Origin of the sequence: Jejuia spongiicola, assembly GCF_023502325.1 — a bacterium.
Classification (GTDB): Bacteria; Bacteroidota; Bacteroidia; order Flavobacteriales; family Flavobacteriaceae; genus Wocania_A; species Wocania_A spongiicola.
Window position 1 is genome coordinate 666,354 of sequence record NZ_JAMFLZ010000002.1, and the last position, 15,584, is coordinate 681,937.

The window sequence follows — 15,584 nt, forward strand, 5'->3', positions numbered from 1 at the left end:
GTACTTTTGCCAACTCATTTTAGTACTTGCATAAATTAAATTTAGTGATGAGCAAAAAGAATATAAAAGATATAGAAAAAGAACAAGTTGAAGACCAAAAAGCTGAAGCTGTTGATGTTGTAGAAGAGCAAACCATAGAAGAAAAACTTCAAGACGAGTTAAAACAAGAAAAGGATAAGTTTTTACGCTTGTTTGCTGAGTTTGAAAATTATAAAAGACGTACCTCTAAAGAGCGTATCGAGTTATTTGCAACAGCTGGAGAGGGTGTAATGAAAACTTTATTGCCAGTTCTTGATGATTTTGAACGTGCTTTAACACACATTGAAGAAGATAAGGAGGCTGAAGAATTACGTAAAGGTGTATTATTAATTTATCAAAAATTAGTAAAAGCATTAGAGCAAAAGGGACTAACTGCAATTTCAATTAAAAAAGGAGATGATTTTAATGCAGATAACCATGAAGCTATTACACAAATACCTGCGCCATCTGACGATTTGAAAGGAAAAATTATTGATGTAGTTGAAAAAGGATATAAGCTAGGTGAAAAAATAATACGTTTCCCTAAAGTTGTTATAGGGCAATAAAACAAAATTATGGCTAAAAGAGATTATTACGAAATATTAGGAGTAAGTAAAGGTGCTAGTGCTGCAGAAATAAAAAAGGCTTACCGTAAAAAAGCTATTGAATTTCATCCTGATAAGAACCCAGATGATAAAGGCGCAGAAGCAAAGTTTAAAGAAGCAGCTGAGGCATATGAAGTGTTGAGTGATGGCGACAAGAAAGCGCGTTACGATCAGTTTGGTCATCAAGCCTTTGAAAATGGCGGCGGCGGTTTTGGCGGCGGCGGAATGAATATGGATGATATATTCAGTCAATTTGGTGATATTTTTGGTGGTGCTTTTGGTGGTGGCGGATTTTCTGGTTTTGGCGGTGGCAGTGGCCAGCGCAGAGTTAAAGGCAGTAACTTACGTATAAGAGTTAAACTAACGCTAGAGGAAATAGCCAATGGTGTAGAGAAAAAAATAAAAGTAAAACGTAAAATTCAAGCTCCAGGAACAACTTACAAAACCTGCTCGACATGTAATGGAAGTGGACAGGTTACACGTATTACAAATACTATTTTAGGAAGAATGCAAACCTCTGCGCCATGTAACGTTTGCGGAGGTGCAGGGCAAACTATTGATAAAAAACCTGCTGATGCTGACGCCCAAGGACTAAAAGTTGCTGAAGAAACAGTATCAATTAAAATACCTGCAGGTGTTGTAGATGGCATGCAACTTAAAGTTTCTGGAAAAGGAAACGATGCTCCAGGAAATGGTATTTCGGGTGATTTATTAGTTGCTATTGAAGAAGAAGACCACGATACATTACAGCGTGAAGGAGATAATTTACACTACGATTTGTATGTAAGTTACCCTGATGCCGTTTTAGGTACATCAAAAGAGATTGACACTGTTACAGGCAAAGTACGAATAAAGGTAGAGGCTGGAGTACAATCGGGCAAAATTTTACGCTTACGCGGAAAAGGAATACCAAGTATTAACGGTTACGGGAAAGGAGATCTTTTGGTACATGTAAATGTATGGACACCAAAGACATTAAATAAACAACAGAAAGAATTTTTTGAGACTATGAGAGATGATGAACACTTTTCTCCTAAACCAGAAAGTTCAGATAAATCATTTTTTGAAAAAGTAAAAGACATGTTCTCTTAGTGATAGAAAATTATGAAGTTATCTTATAGTTTTGGCTCTATTTGCAAAAAAAAAACTATATTTGATTTATCACTAATTTATTTTAGTGATAATTTTTCTTTTTCATAGCAATTTTTTTCCCATCCTTAATTTTATTAAGGGTGGGTTTTGTTTTTTTAATTGAAAACTAATTCCTGTATGTTTTATCAATTAATTCTACATGTTGGTTGTAACATTTAATATATTTACAATACTTATTTTTAAACACTAAAAATTTTTAAATGAATAATCTATTAGTGGCTCATTCGGTCTCTAAAAATTTTGGCGATTTTAAAGCATTAAACAACGTTTCAATTGAAGTCCCTAAAGGCAGTATTTTTGGGTTGTTGGGACCTAATGGTGCTGGAAAAACAACGCTTATACGAATCATTAACCAAATAACTATGCCCGATACTGGTACGGTACATTTGGATGGTGAATTACTTAACGAAAATCATATAAAAGATATTGGCTATCTACCAGAAGAACGTGGGTTGTATAAATCTATGAAAGTAGGCGAACAAGCTTTGTATTTAGCGCAATTAAAGGGGCTCAGTAAATCTGAAGCTAAAACACGATTAAAATACTGGTTTGACCGTTTAGAAATAGGCGATTGGTGGAATAAAAAAATTCAAGAATTATCTAAAGGGATGGCTCAAAAAATACAGTTTGTTGTAACAGTGTTACACGAACCAAAGCTGTTAATTTTTGATGAACCTTTTTCTGGGTTCGACCCAATAAATGCCAATTTAATTAAAGACGAAATTTTACGTTTACGAGACAATGGTGCTACTATCATTTTTTCAACACATCGTATGGAATCTGTTGAAGAATTGTGTGATGATATTGCGTTAATACATAAATCAAACAAAATTTTAGATGGTAAATTAGTTGATGTTAAGCGCCAATATAAAACCAACACATATGAGGTTGGTATAAAAACAGATAGCAATACTGCTTTGCATCAAGAATTGTCTGAGAAGTTTAGTGTTTCAAGTGCTAATTTTAAAACCTTAGATAATGAATTGAAGTTGAATATAAAGCTTAATGACAGTGATAAACCCAATGAGTTTTTATCGTATTTAACAACAAAAGGAGAAATGTCTCACTTTGTTGAATTAATACCTAGCGTTAACGATATTTTTATTCAAACAGTAAAGAATAATTAATTTATGAATCATTTACCACTTATAATAAAGCGCGAATATTTAACAAAAGTTAAGAATAAATCATTTATAATTATGACGATTTTAAGTCCTATTATTATGATAGCACTTATCTCTGTCGTTGCATATTTATCGCAGTTAAACAACAATAAAACACGAGTTATTTCTGTATTAGATGAATCTGGAATTGTAAAAGAAGTTTTTAAAGATTCTGACAACACTACTTATCATATTTTAGAGAATATGAATTTAGATGATGCAAAAGCTATTGTTAAGGAAACATCCAATTATGGCTTACTTCATATTGAAAAATTTGATGATATTGATGTGCTATCAAAACATATTAAGTTTTATTCTGAAGAATCTCCTTCACTTACGCTAATTTCTAGCTTAGAATCAAAAATTGAAAAAAAGCTTACAAATATAAAACTTCGACAAAAAGGTGTAGATGTTGAAATGATTAAGGCCTCAAAAATTAATATAAACCTTGCCCAAGAAAGTTTTGAGGGCGAAAAAACATCTAAAATTGACAGTGTTGTTAAACTTATTTTTGGTGGGCTAGCTGGATATTTATTATTCATGTTTATTATTATTTATGGTAATATGATTATGCGTAGTGTTATTGAAGAAAAAACGAGTAGAATTATTGAGGTTATTATATCGTCTGTAAAACCAGTTCAATTAATGCTTGGTAAAATTATAGGTACATCGTTGGCAGGTATTACACAATTTATAATTTGGTTAATTTTAGGAGGTGTTTTAATGACAATAGTATCTGCTATTTTTGGAATAGATATGGCACAATCTCCACAGCAAGATATGATGCAACAAGCTATGGAAAATCCAGAAGTAAACATGCAAGTTCAAGATGTTATTACTGCATTTTATCATTTGCCAATTGCTAATTTAATTGTTGCTTTTATATTATTTTTTATAAGCGGTTACCTATTATATAGTTCGCTTTACGCAGCTATTGGAGCAGCAGTAGATAATGAAACAGATACTCAGCAATTTATGTTGCCAATTTTAATGCCCCTAATTCTTGCAGTTTATATTGGGATTTTTACAGTTATTGAAGACCCGCATGGCACCGTGTCAACTGTATTTTCGTTTATACCTTTCACTTCGCCGGTTGTGATGTTAATGCGTATTCCTTTTGGAGTACCTCTGTGGCAACAATTGGTATCATTATTGTTATTAATTGGTACCTTTATGCTAACCGTTTGGTTTGCAGCAAAAATATACAGAGTCGGTATTTTAATGTATGGAAAAAAACCAAGTTATAAAGAGTTAATAAAGTGGATTAAGTATTAAAATGGAAGAACTAAAAGACATATTAAATCACACATTTAGTTTTAGCGAAAATATTCATATTGATGTAAAAACAATACTGGTTGTAATATTGGCTTTAATACTAACAGCGTTTATATTAAAGTTAATACGAAAGGTTGTTACTAGAAAGCTACCACAGCAAGATAAAGTGAAGTTTGTCTCGCTTTTTTCTTATAGTAAATGGTTTATTTATGTTATTATTCTATTAATGACACTCCATAATTCTGGAGTGCAAGTAACTGCTATTTTTGCTGCTTCTGCGGCATTATTAGTAGGTGTTGGTTTAGCGCTCCAAACATTATTTATGGATATAATATCTGGCGTTTTTATACTTATAGATCAATCTGTACATGTAGGCGATATTATTGAATTAGACGGAAAAATTGGTAGAGTAGAAGAGATTAAGTTAAGAACAACGCGTGCTGTAACAATAGATAATAAAGTATTAATAATTCCTAATCATTTATATTTAACAAACAGTTTATATAATTGGACCGAAAACGGAACAACTACTAGAGAAAGTGTTGAGGTAGGTGTAGCATACGGTAGTGACATACAGCTAGTAAAAGAAATTTTGTTGCAAGTAGCAAATAATCATCCGGCAGTTGTTAAGAAACCAGAACCGTTAGTTGTTTTTACTAATTTTGGAGACAGTGCTTTAATGTTTAAATTGATTTTTACATTAAATGATAGCTTTCAGGCTCTTATACCGCAAAGTGATATGCGATTTGAGATAGATAGATTGTTTAAAGAAAACAATATTAGTATTCCTTTTCCACAACGAGACGTACATATTATTCAAAAATAAAGTTAAAAATATGCCTAAAATATTAATAATAGAAGATGAAGCAGCCATAAGAAGGGTTTTGGTAAAAATTCTTTCAGAAGAAAACGATACTTATCAAGTTGAAGAAGCCGAAGATGGATTGGTTGGTGTTGAAAAAATAAAAAATGACGACTTTGATTTGGTACTTTGCGACATAAAAATGCCAAAAATGGATGGTGTTGAAGTTCTGGAAGCTACCAAAAAAATTAAACCAGAAATACCAATGGTTATGATTTCTGGTCATGGTGATTTAGATACAGCAGTTAATACAATGCGTTTAGGGGCTTTTGATTATATATCAAAACCGCCAGATTTAAACAGGTTACTAAATACAGTTAGAAACGCTTTAGACAGAAAAGAGCTGGTAGTTGAAAACAAATTGCTTAAAAAGAAAGTAAGCAAGAATTTTCAAATGATAGGAGAAAGCAAAGCGATAACTCATATAAAAGATATTATAGAAAAAGTTGCGCCAACTGATGCACGAGTACTTATTACTGGCCCAAACGGTACAGGAAAAGAATTGGTAGCACATTGGTTACATCAAAAAAGTGATCGCTCAAAAGGCCCTATGATAGAAGTTAATTGTGCTGCAATACCAAGCGAACTTATTGAAAGTGAGCTGTTTGGACATGTCAAAGGAGCTTTTACAAGTGCTAATAAAGATAGAGCAGGTAAGTTTGAAGCGGCTAATGGTGGTACTATTTTTTTAGATGAAATTGGAGATATGAGTCTTTCTGCACAGGCTAAGGTGTTAAGAGCTTTACAAGAAAGCCGTATTCAACGAGTAGGTAGTGATAAAGATATAAAGGTAAATGTACGAGTAGTTGCAGCAACCAATAAAGATTTGAAAAAGGAGATTAAAGAAGGAAACTTCCGAGAAGATTTGTATCATAGACTAGCTGTTATTTTAATACAAGTTCCTGCTTTAAATGATAGGCGTGATGATATCCCTTTACTTATCAATTATTTTTCCAGTAAAATTGCTAGCGAGCAAGGTACTGTTAAAAAAACATTTTCGGATAAAGCTGTAAAGTTATTGCAAGATTATGATTGGACAGGTAATATTCGAGAGCTTCGTAATGTTATAGAACGATTAATTATTCTTGGAGGAAAAGATGTAAGCGAAACAGACGTAAAGATGTTTGCGAGCAAATAAAAAAACAAGCCCTTGAAATAATTTCAAGGGTTTGTTTTTTAATACCTTATTTGTCGCACGAGTTTAGTTCTTCTATGTAATTTGATGCTAATATTTTTAGACTTTTTATATAATAGCTCTTAATTGCTTCCATACTTTTTGCAGACATATCTGTTGGTGAGATTGTTTTTTTTTGTTGATTATGGTTATAACCGCAGACTTTTAGAGCATGATTATATGCTTTTATGTTTGCAGCAATAGCATTTTCATAAGAAAGAATTAATTGTGCTTTTTTATTTGTTAACTCTTTTTCTTTTTGTTGAGCTAATTTATTTTTTATTTGTTCCTCTTTAAGTTTTAAGGCTTCCTGCTGCTTTTTTAATGCTAGTTGTTCGTTTTGCAAATTTGAAAGCTCAGTGTTTTCATCAGATTTAGCAATATCAGAATTGTTAGAATACGAACACTTGTCAATCTCAATAACACTTTCTTTGGCAGTTTCTCTAGCACGTTTTACAAAAAACCGACCATCTTCATATGTTTCAGTATTTTCAACTTTTGCTAATAAATCTATACTTTTATCAGCTAAATTTAATGCCGTATTGCAACCACAGTCTTTTAGTGTTTTTTTAGAAAGTTTAAAAGCTTCTACAGATCTATTGGCATAATATTTTAAATGGCTTGTGTTGTTTGCTTCATAAGCATCTTTAACATGCGAATAGGCATTTACTAAATAAGAATTTGCCTCGTCACAGTTGGTCGTTTGCGCATTAAAGTTTAATGTAATAATCAGAAATAAAAGTAAGTAATAGTTTTTCATTGGATTTGGGTTAATTTTAAGTAGGTGCAACGAATATATTAAAAACTAAAGTATTACTAAGCGGTTTATCGAAATTATGCATTTATTTTTTTTCAATAAAATCATCTATAATACCTTTTACTTTAGCAGGAATATTATCATTTTCAACCCAAACATGGATATCTCCTAAGTAATTCATACCTAAATAGTTTGCAGATTCAACGAAAGGGATATTAAATCCAGAAACAACATCATTGCTGTTGCTACTACTTATCATAGCCATGTTTTTACCACGTAACTTCCTACCAGTATCTTTATGTATTCTTATTAAATCTGAAATTCTATCAAAAAACACTTTCATATGGCCACTCATAGTATACCAATATACTGGTGTTACAAAAATTATAGTATCGTAATTTTCTATAATATTTGAAATCAATGGTAAAAAATCATCGCCTTCATTTTTGTAATTATAATCGTAATGCCCAATATTTTTCGAATACAAATCAATAACATCGTATCCTTTTTTTAATGCTATATAATTTACTATAGTATTTGTATCTCCTTTTGGTCTCGCGCTTCCTTGTATAATAATAGTTTTATTCATTTTCTTTTATTTTAATTATACGAATTAACGTAATTGTTTGAGTATAAAAAGGAAAACATAATAGAAACAAATAATGATAACAAAGAAAAAATCGATTTCATTTTTATATATTTAAATGCAATAATAAATACCATATATTTTGAAAACTATTCATATAAACGATTTTAAAATCACTTCAAAAATTAATATTTCAAAACAAGCTACCAAGTTTAATTTAGAAGTTACTGATGATGAAGTAAAAGACGAGTTACGTTCCGTTAGGAGAAAGCTAGGAAAACTTCAAGACACCATGTATGCTCATAATAAATATGCAGTGCTAGTTTGTTTGCAAGGCATGGATACATCAGGAAAAGATAGTTTAATACGAGAAGTTTTTAAAGATTTTAATGCTCGCGGAGTTGTGGTACACAGTTTTAAAGTACCTACCGAATTAGAATTAAAGCACGATTACATATGGAGGCATTACATTGCACTTCCAGCACGTGGCAAATTTGGTGTTTTTAATAGAACGCATTACGAGAATGTATTAGTAACAAGAGTGCATCCCGGTTATATTTTAGGCGAAAATATACCAACTGTAAATACTATTGATGATATTGATGATGCCTTTTGGGATAAGCGTTTTGAACAAATAAACAATTTTGAAAAGCACATTACCGATAATGGAACCATCATTTTTAAGTTTTTTATGAATCTTTCTAAAGAAGAACAAAAAAGTAGATTACTTCGTCGTTTAAACAAAAAGGAGAAAAATTGGAAATTTTCAGCAGGCGATTTAAAAGAGCGTAAACTTTGGGACAAATATCAAGAATGTTATGAAGATGCTATAAATAGAACATCAAAACCACACGCGCCTTGGTATAATATTCCTGCCGATAATAAACCTACAGCACGTTACATTGTTGCAAAAATAATGTATGATACCTTAAAAGATTATACAGATATAAAAGAACCAGAATTGGATGATGATATTAAGGCTAACATAGAGCTGTACAAACAACAATTAAATAATGAATAATACTTTTATGATTTTTTTTAGAAATTATGGAAATATTATGAAGTATATTTAAAACCAAAAAGTATTTATGATTTACCAAAGGCCCTTAGTTTTTCTTTTCGTTATTTTATTATCATTTCAATCAAACTCGCAAACAGACGAAAAAGTTTTAAGAGAAATTTATACCCAATCTTTAACAAATGGAAAAAGTTATGATTGGTTAAATCATTTATCGAATCAAATTGGAGGCAGATTATCAGGTTCTTTAAATGCTGAAAAAGCAGTAGCATATACCAAAGAGGAGCTTGAAAAAATAGGTTTAGATAAGGTTTGGCTACAACCCGTTATGGTACCAAAGTGGGTGCGAGGAGCCAAAGAATATGCTTATATTGAAACTGAACCAGGAAAAACAACAACCGTAAATATTTGTGCTTTAGGAGGTTCTGTTGCTACAAAAGCGTTGGGTTTAAAAGCTAATATTGTTGAGGTTAAAAGTTTTGATGAATTAAAAGAACTAGGAAAAGAAAATGTTGAAGGAAAAATAGTTTTTTATAACAGACCAATGCAACCGGATTTAATTAGCACATTTGAAGCTTACGGCGGTTGCGTAAATCAACGCTATTCTGGTGCAGTTGAAGCAACAAAATATGGTGCAGTAGGTGTAATTGTAAGGTCTATGAACTTAAGGTTAGACGATTTACCTCATACAGGAAGTATGACTTATGATAATATCCCTGTTGAAAAACGTATTCCTTCTGCAGCCATAAGTACTAATGATGCAGAGTTATTAAGCACTATGTTAGAGTTAGATAAGTCTATAAAATTTTATTTTAAGCAAAGTTGTAAGCAGTTTAAAGATGTATTGTCTTATAATGTAATAGGCGAAATTACAGGAAGTGAATTTCCAAACGAATATATGATTGTAGGCGGTCATTTAGACTCGTGGGATTTGGGAGATGGATCGCATGATGATGGCGCCGGTGTTGTGCAATCAATGGACGTTTTAAGATTATTGAAAGCATCTGGAATAAAACCAAAGCGTAGCATTAGAGCCGTATTATTTATGAATGAGGAAAATGGTTTAAGAGGAGGAAATAAGTATGCTGAAATTGCAAAGAAGAAAAATGAAAATCATGTTTTTGCTCTTGAGAGTGATGCTGGTGGCTTTACACCACGAGGATTTAGTTTTGATTGTAGTGATGCCAATTTTAATCAAGTGCTAAATTGGAAACCTTTATTTAAACCTTATTTAATTCATTATTTTGAAAAAGGTTATGGAGGCGCTGATATTGGACCGCTAAAAACTGATGCTGTAGTACTTGCAGGCTTGCGCCCAGATTCTCAACGTTATTTTGATCATCATCACGCTAGTAATGACACGTTTGAGCATGTTAACAAAAGAGAGTTAGAATTAGGAGCAGCTACTATGACTGCTTTGGTGTATTTGTTTGATAAATATGGAGTAAACCCTATTCCTAATCAAAAGGCTATTAAAAATTAGTTTCATATATGTGGGAAGAAAAGTTAAAAGTATACGATGCCTTAGTTAGTAAATGTAATAGATTTAAAAGAAAAGGAAAGACTATGCCTTACACATCGGCTAATGGCTATATGTTTTCACTGTTTAATAAAGACTGTGAGATTGGAATTAGATTTTCAAAAGAAACTCAAGAAAAATATATAAAAGAGTTTAAATCTTCAATATATAAATCTTACGGAGCTGTAATGAAAGGTTATGTGTTAATACCTGACTTTATGCTTGAAAATTTAGACAATGTCGCTATATATTTAAACGAAAGTTACGATTATGTAATGTCACTAGAACCAAAATAAAATGAAAAAAGTTACTGTATTACTAACCTTAATGTTTGCCTCTTTTGTTATGGCGCAAAATGAAGAAAAGTTACCTTATTATCAAATTCCTGATTATCCAGAAACCTATACAGCAGGAGCAGTTGCAGCTAGAATGATTGATGGTTTAGGGTTCCGTTATTATTGGGCAACACAAGGATTAACAGACAAAGATTTAAATTATAAGCCTAGTGAATCTGGGCGTACAAGTGCAGAAACTATTGATCATATTTTTGGCTTATCTAAAGTCATTGTAAATGCTACTTTAAATAAACCTAATATAAGAGGTGAAAATCCTGAGATGACTTTTGAAGAGAAGCGTAGATTAACTTTGAATAATATAAAAACAGCTGCTGATATTATGAGAAAGGCAGACGACATGTCTCAATATAAAATAGTTTTTGGTGAGAAAGAATATCCATTTTGGAATAATATTAATGGGCCAATAGCAGACGCAATTTGGCATTGTGGACAAGTTGTTATGCTTCGTAGGGCTTCTGGGAATCCTTTTAATTCTAAAGTAAGTGTTTTTAATGGTAAGTTAAGAGAGTAACTATTATTTTCTTCTTTTATAGTATTCATGCTTTTTTAAGGTTTTATTTTTATAATCTTTAAAAATAATAGGAATGGATATACTTCTTTCTTTAAATACTACAAAATGTAAATGCGGCCCTTTTGTAAAACCCGTTAACCCAGAAATACCTATTGGTTGGCCAGTAGTTATATAATCACCAACCTTAACTAATACACCATTATAATCAAGGTGTACATAGTCCGCAATGGTTCCGTCATTATGTAAAATTTTTATTCTGTTTGCAAAGTCTATATACTTTCGAGTTTTTCCGTGTTTTTTTGAGTCTTCTTTTACAAAAAGAACAATGCCATTTCTTGCAGCCGTAATTGTATCTCCAATTTGCAACCCAAAATCGATAGCGTATTTTGAATTTTTTATATTGTGCGAAAATTTACCTCCAAAGGTTTGAACTATTTTATATGATTTTCCTTTTTGATATGGAAGTGTGTATTGATATCTATAATTTGGTTTAATTTTATTTGGATCACCCAGAGTACCTTTTAGTTTAATAAACTTAGTAATATTAACCTTAGAAGTGTCCTTTACTATTGATAAAGGAAGTTTTAAAGCACTAAAACAAGTATCTTTAGCTTGTATAATAAAATGCTTATTAAATTTAAAATTTTGTTTTACTGAATCAATTGGAGCTATATAAAATTCAACTGCACATAGAAACGGGTTTATAAAATCTATTCTTAACGAATCTTGATCAATTATTTTTTGAGTTTCTATGGTTTGACCATGGCTAACTTTGATAAAAAACAATAAGGTTATCGAGAATGCTATTTGCCTCATAAATTTAAAACTTTTACAAGTAACTTAACCACCATTTATCTTTATTATTAGCTTTATATATCATATACTTTTTAGAAGGGAAATAGAGTAGTGCTATAACACCAATCCAAATTAGGTATACCGTAAAAAGTGAATACCCATAACCAGACGCTAAACTACCTGTATTCCATGCATTGACATCTAATATCATTTTTTGCCAATCATCTCCAATTAATAGTAAACCTATTATCGCAGCAATATGTATTACTAAAACATGAAGGAAATAATAAAATAATGGTACTCTTCCGAATACTAAAAAGAAGTTAGTGATTTTATTTTTTACTTTTTCAATACCAAACAAAAATAATAAAGCAGGTCCAATAGTTATTAATAAATATAGAAGAGATGGTGGATATTTAGTTACATCAAAAAATGAAATTATAGTTTTGGTAGAAGTATCTTGAATTGACCATGGCACTAGATCTCCATAAATATTTAACCCTCTTAAAATAAAGAAAAGAATAATACAACTTAGGCCAATAGTTAATAAATATTTTTTCCTAATTTTAATATCAAACCCTTTAGTATAAAGACTTCCAAAGCAATAGCCTAAAACTATTAAGCCTACCCAAGGTATTATTGGGTATGCAAAAGCAATCATTTGGTTTTGGCTTAACACTAAAAATTGCTGTTGGTGTAATATGTACCAAATTATAGATTTAAAACTGGTGCCTTCTAATATTATTCCGTCTAATAGATTATGACCGGTTATTAAAACTATTCCTATAACTAATAATGCTTTTTTAGGAATATATATTAATAAAGAAAGAATAACCATACTTAAACCTATGGCCCAAATAACTTGTAGAGCAATAAAACCATAAGACAAATCGAACCACCAAATGATGTTGTTTAATACTATTTCAAGTAATATTAACCATAGACCTCTTGTAAACAAAAATTTAAAAAGCTTAGGCTTAGTTTTTTTATTACCATATAAAAATGCTGACGTTCCTGCTAAAAAAATAAAGACAGGGGCACAATAATGTGTTATAAACCTTGTAAAAAATAAAAAAGGTGTGGTTGTTTCTATATTTGTTGGATCAGTAAAAAAGGAGCCATAATGAAAATAATCTCTAACATGGTCTAATGCCATAATTACCATAACAACACCTCTTAAAATATCTATAGATTGTATTCTTGTTGATTTTATTTGCATAAGTCTTATATTAAATCAGGTATTTTTTGTCTTAAAGACTTAGGGGTATTTTTTAAAAGTATGTAATCGCTTTTAAATAGGCAAGATAGTAAGGTTTTTATTTTTTGTTAAACAATCTCTGTTGTTGTTTAATAGTAAATGTACTACCATCATGACTCCACCCAGGAGCAGCAAAAGCGTACATGAATTTGTGATACCAATTTTTAGACTTTTTCATATCATTCCAAATATCTTTATACTCATGAGTTAAAATAACTAATGGATTATATGAATTAGGCGGGTGAGAAACACCATATTTTATATCTATCGAGTGATCTAGCTCTTTCCATGTTCCAAAAATTTTATCAAAAATATTTAAAAACCCTCCATGATTTTTGTCCATGTATTCCAAATTTTGTGCATGATGTACTTGATGCATAGTATGTGTATTAAATATTTTCTCTATAATCCCCATTTTAGGGATGTATACTGTATGTAATTGAAACTGCCATAGCGCTTCAATACCTAAACAAACTACAAGCATTTCTGGAGGAAAGCCAAGAGCAGGAATCCATATATAGAAAAAGGGTTTGTAAAAAATTGTAAACCAACCATTTCGTACAGCAGTGCCTAAATTAAAATGGTTTGAAGAATGATGAACTATATGAGCTGCCCAAAGGAATCTCACATTATGATTTTGTCTATGAAACCAATAATAACTAAAATCATCTAATAATTGACAAACTAGCCATACATACCAAGCATACCCGAAAGATTCCCAACCCATAATGTTGGTACGAATCCCATCTATTTCTGGGTTAAAAATTTCATAAACATAATTAAAAAGAACAATGGCTGCTATTGTTTTTGTAAGTGGGGCTAGAATAGTAGAGCCAACTCCCATTGTTATACTAGCAACTAAATCTTTTCGGTTATATAATTTTTTTCTTTTTTTATGGTGTTTACTATATGATAATTCAAGTAAAATAAAACCAAGAAAACAAGGAACTCCATATACTAATGGATTTGTAAAAGTCATTTAAGAAAATTTGTTAACCAAAAATAGAACGATTTTTTGTTCTTTATTAGTATTTCTTGGAATTCTTTAAAAATAAAAATCCTGTATCAGCTCTAACGAGTTAATACAGGAATTGGTTTTATTTAAAATCTCTTATTTTGCTGTGACTACTTCTTTTTCTTTTATTTCAGTAAAATCAACTTCTACTTGATTTTTCAAAATATCTTCAAATGTTTCTCTTTTTCTAATTAAATGCGCTTTTTTATTATACCATAAAACCTCTGCCGGTCTATAACGCGAATTGTAATTGCTAGCCATTGAAAAACAATAAGCGCCTGCATTTTTAAAGCATAAAATATCTCCTTCGTTAATTTCATTAATACGTCTATTGTTCCCAAAAGTATCTGTTTCACATATATATCCAACTACAGTATAAAAACGTTCTCGACCATTTGGATTTGAAATATTTATAATATCATGATGAGAACCATAAAACATAGGTCTTATTAGATGATTAAATCCAGAATCAATTTGAGCAAATACAGTAGATGTGGTTTGTTTTACTGCATTTACAGTAGCTAAAAAAGTACCAGACTCACTCACCAAAAACTTACCAGGTTCAAACGCTAAGGTCAATTCTTTGCCATAATCTTTACAAAACTGATTAAATCTAAATGATAATTTTTTACCTAACTCTTCAATGTTAGTTTCAATATCTCCAACTTTGTATGGTACTTTAAAACCAGATCCAAAATCTATAAAATCTAGATTTTTAAATTGCTTAGCAGTTTCAAATAATATTTCACTGGCATATAGAAATACATCAATGTCTAAAATATCGCTGCCGGTATGCATATGTATACCATTAATAGTCATTTTTGTGTTTTCAACTATTCGTAGCAAATGTGGAATTTGGTGTATTGAAATACCAAACTTCGAGTCAATATGCCCCACAGAAATATTACTATTACCACCAGCCATTACATGCGGATTAATACGAATACAAACAGGAACATTGGGGTGCTTTGTACCGAATTGTTCTAAAATAGCTAGATTATCAATATTTATTTGAATACCTAATTTTGCTGCTTCCTCAATTTCAGTTAGCGAGACTCCATTTGGAGTATAAATGATTTGTTCAGGTAAAAAACCAGCCGCTAAACCAAGTTGAACTTCTTGAATAGATACTGTATCTATTCCTGAACCCAATGTTTTAAATAGTTTTAATATAGAAATATTAGATAAAGCTTTTACTGCATAATTTATTTTTAAAGTTTTTACACTCTTAAACGCATTAGTTAAACGTTTGTATTGTGATGATATTTTTTCAGCATCATAAACATATACAGGGCTCCCGTAGTTTTTTGCTATTTTTAATAAGCGATCATTTGTCATTATGTAACTATATTTTTTTCAAATGTATTCCTTTACTTTTCAAAATAAAATTTATAATTTCAAAATTAATCAAATTAAACAAATTGTTAAATAATTAACAATTTGAATATTTCAATTTTTATTTCTTTCATTCTTAAATAAAATATTAGCGTAATTAATAGCTATTATTTACATTTGCGCAT

General features: G+C 30.7%; 16 protein-coding genes. 10 read left to right on the top strand and 6 right to left on the bottom strand.

From position 1 onward, the window contains the following. The first annotated feature begins 47 nt into the window (after positions 1-47). The 6 genes from M3P09_RS06890 (at position 48) to M3P09_RS06915 (ending at position 6,213) form a co-directional block, all read left to right on the top strand. The gene (locus tag M3P09_RS06890; protein WP_099565475.1) at positions 48-584 is read left to right on the top strand and encodes a nucleotide exchange factor GrpE; all 537 of its coding nucleotides are present in this window, start codon (positions 48-50) and stop codon (positions 582-584) included. Positions 585-593: 9 nt separating this feature from the next. Then, positions 594-1,715, top strand: a complete 1,122-nt coding sequence (gene dnaJ / locus M3P09_RS06895) for a molecular chaperone DnaJ (protein ID WP_249972542.1) — start codon at positions 594-596, stop codon at positions 1,713-1,715. A 260-nt stretch (positions 1,716-1,975) separates the two neighbouring features. Further along, complete coding sequence (locus tag M3P09_RS06900) at positions 1,976-2,902, top strand: ABC transporter ATP-binding protein (RefSeq protein WP_249972543.1); 927 nt, start codon at positions 1,976-1,978, stop codon at positions 2,900-2,902. Between the two features lie 3 nt (positions 2,903-2,905). Next, positions 2,906-4,213 (top strand): ABC transporter permease, encoded by a 1,308-nt coding sequence (locus tag M3P09_RS06905; protein WP_099565472.1) that lies wholly within the window; start codon positions 2,906-2,908, stop codon positions 4,211-4,213. Position 4,214: 1 nt separating this feature from the next. Continuing rightward, on the top strand, positions 4,215-5,039 hold the full coding sequence (locus M3P09_RS06910; protein WP_099565471.1) for a mechanosensitive ion channel family protein: 825 nt from the start codon (positions 4,215-4,217) through the stop codon (positions 5,037-5,039). Between the two features lie 10 nt (positions 5,040-5,049). Further along, entirely contained in the window at positions 5,050-6,213 is a 1,164-nt protein-coding gene (locus tag M3P09_RS06915) for a sigma-54-dependent transcriptional regulator (protein ID WP_099565470.1), read from the top strand. A 46-nt stretch (positions 6,214-6,259) separates the two neighbouring features. Here the strand turns inward: M3P09_RS06915 and M3P09_RS06920 are convergent, their stop codons facing one another. Both M3P09_RS06920 and M3P09_RS06925 read right to left on the bottom strand, forming a co-directional pair. After that, complete coding sequence (locus M3P09_RS06920) at positions 6,260-7,009, bottom strand: hypothetical protein (protein ID WP_249972544.1); 750 nt, start codon at positions 7,007-7,009, stop codon at positions 6,260-6,262. Positions 7,010-7,091: 82 nt separating this feature from the next. Continuing rightward, the gene (locus M3P09_RS06925; RefSeq protein ID WP_249972545.1) at positions 7,092-7,595 is read right to left on the bottom strand and encodes a flavodoxin family protein; all 504 of its coding nucleotides are present in this window, start codon (positions 7,593-7,595) and stop codon (positions 7,092-7,094) included. Positions 7,596-7,734: 139 nt separating this feature from the next. On the opposite strand from M3P09_RS06925, the gene M3P09_RS06930 reads away from it, so the two are divergent. The 4 genes from M3P09_RS06930 (at position 7,735) to M3P09_RS06945 (ending at position 10,996) form a co-directional block, all read left to right on the top strand. Then, positions 7,735-8,613: a PPK2 family polyphosphate kinase gene (locus tag M3P09_RS06930; protein WP_249972546.1), complete on the top strand. Its 879-nt coding sequence runs from the start codon at positions 7,735-7,737 to the stop codon at positions 8,611-8,613. 67 nt (positions 8,614-8,680) lie between these two features. After that, on the top strand, positions 8,681-10,093 hold the full coding sequence (locus M3P09_RS06935) for a M20/M25/M40 family metallo-hydrolase (protein ID WP_099565466.1): 1,413 nt from the start codon (positions 8,681-8,683) through the stop codon (positions 10,091-10,093). A gap of 8 nt (positions 10,094-10,101) precedes the next feature. Beyond that, positions 10,102-10,425 carry a hypothetical protein gene (locus tag M3P09_RS06940; protein ID WP_249972547.1) on the top strand — a complete coding sequence of 108 codons (324 nt, stop codon included), beginning with the start codon at positions 10,102-10,104 and terminating at the stop codon, positions 10,423-10,425. 1 nt (position 10,426) lies between these two features. Continuing rightward, complete coding sequence (locus M3P09_RS06945; protein ID WP_249972548.1) at positions 10,427-10,996, top strand: hypothetical protein; 570 nt, start codon at positions 10,427-10,429, stop codon at positions 10,994-10,996. A 3-nt stretch (positions 10,997-10,999) separates the two neighbouring features. On the opposite strand, the gene M3P09_RS06950 is transcribed toward M3P09_RS06945, so the two are convergent. The 4 genes from M3P09_RS06950 to lysA form a co-directional block, all read right to left on the bottom strand. Continuing rightward, positions 11,000-11,812, bottom strand: a complete 813-nt coding sequence (locus M3P09_RS06950) for a M23 family metallopeptidase (RefSeq protein ID WP_284041129.1) — start codon at positions 11,810-11,812, stop codon at positions 11,000-11,002. Positions 11,813-11,825: 13 nt separating this feature from the next. Then, a complete protein-coding gene (locus M3P09_RS06955) occupies positions 11,826-13,010 on the bottom strand; it encodes an acetyltransferase domain-containing protein (RefSeq protein WP_249972549.1) in 1,185 nt (394 codons plus the stop codon). A 97-nt stretch (positions 13,011-13,107) separates the two neighbouring features. Further along, positions 13,108-14,028, bottom strand: a complete 921-nt coding sequence (locus M3P09_RS06960) for a sterol desaturase family protein (protein ID WP_249972550.1) — start codon at positions 14,026-14,028, stop codon at positions 13,108-13,110. Between the two features lie 132 nt (positions 14,029-14,160). Continuing rightward, positions 14,161-15,402 carry a diaminopimelate decarboxylase gene (gene lysA / locus M3P09_RS06965; RefSeq protein ID WP_099565460.1) on the bottom strand — a complete coding sequence of 414 codons (1,242 nt, stop codon included), beginning with the start codon at positions 15,400-15,402 and terminating at the stop codon, positions 14,161-14,163. Between the last annotated feature and the right edge of the window lie 182 nt (positions 15,403-15,584).

Coding starts and splice junctions, on each gene's coding strand:
- M3P09_RS06920 (WP_249972544.1), bottom strand. CDS start 7,009: ATGAAAAACTATTACTTACTTTTATTTCTGATTATTACATTAAACTTT.
- dnaJ (WP_249972542.1), top strand. CDS start 594: ATGGCTAAAAGAGATTATTACGAAATATTAGGAGTAAGTAAAGGTGCT.
- lysA (WP_099565460.1), bottom strand. CDS start 15,402: ATGACAAATGATCGCTTATTAAAAATAGCAAAAAACTACGGGAGCCCT.
- M3P09_RS06955 (WP_249972549.1), bottom strand. CDS start 13,010: ATGCAAATAAAATCAACAAGAATACAATCTATAGATATTTTAAGAGGT.
- M3P09_RS06935 (WP_099565466.1), top strand. CDS start 8,681: ATGATTTACCAAAGGCCCTTAGTTTTTCTTTTCGTTATTTTATTATCA.
- M3P09_RS06945 (WP_249972548.1), top strand. CDS start 10,427: ATGAAAAAAGTTACTGTATTACTAACCTTAATGTTTGCCTCTTTTGTT.
- M3P09_RS06890 (WP_099565475.1), top strand. CDS start 48: ATGAGCAAAAAGAATATAAAAGATATAGAAAAAGAACAAGTTGAAGAC.
- M3P09_RS06940 (WP_249972547.1), top strand. CDS start 10,102: ATGTGGGAAGAAAAGTTAAAAGTATACGATGCCTTAGTTAGTAAATGT.
- M3P09_RS06910 (WP_099565471.1), top strand. CDS start 4,215: ATGGAAGAACTAAAAGACATATTAAATCACACATTTAGTTTTAGCGAA.
- M3P09_RS06915 (WP_099565470.1), top strand. CDS start 5,050: ATGCCTAAAATATTAATAATAGAAGATGAAGCAGCCATAAGAAGGGTT.
- M3P09_RS06900 (WP_249972543.1), top strand. CDS start 1,976: ATGAATAATCTATTAGTGGCTCATTCGGTCTCTAAAAATTTTGGCGAT.
- M3P09_RS06905 (WP_099565472.1), top strand. CDS start 2,906: ATGAATCATTTACCACTTATAATAAAGCGCGAATATTTAACAAAAGTT.
- M3P09_RS06925 (WP_249972545.1), bottom strand. CDS start 7,595: ATGAATAAAACTATTATTATACAAGGAAGCGCGAGACCAAAAGGAGAT.
- M3P09_RS06960 (WP_249972550.1), bottom strand. CDS start 14,028: ATGACTTTTACAAATCCATTAGTATATGGAGTTCCTTGTTTTCTTGGT.
- M3P09_RS06950 (WP_284041129.1), bottom strand. CDS start 11,812: ATGAGGCAAATAGCATTCTCGATAACCTTATTGTTTTTTATCAAAGTT.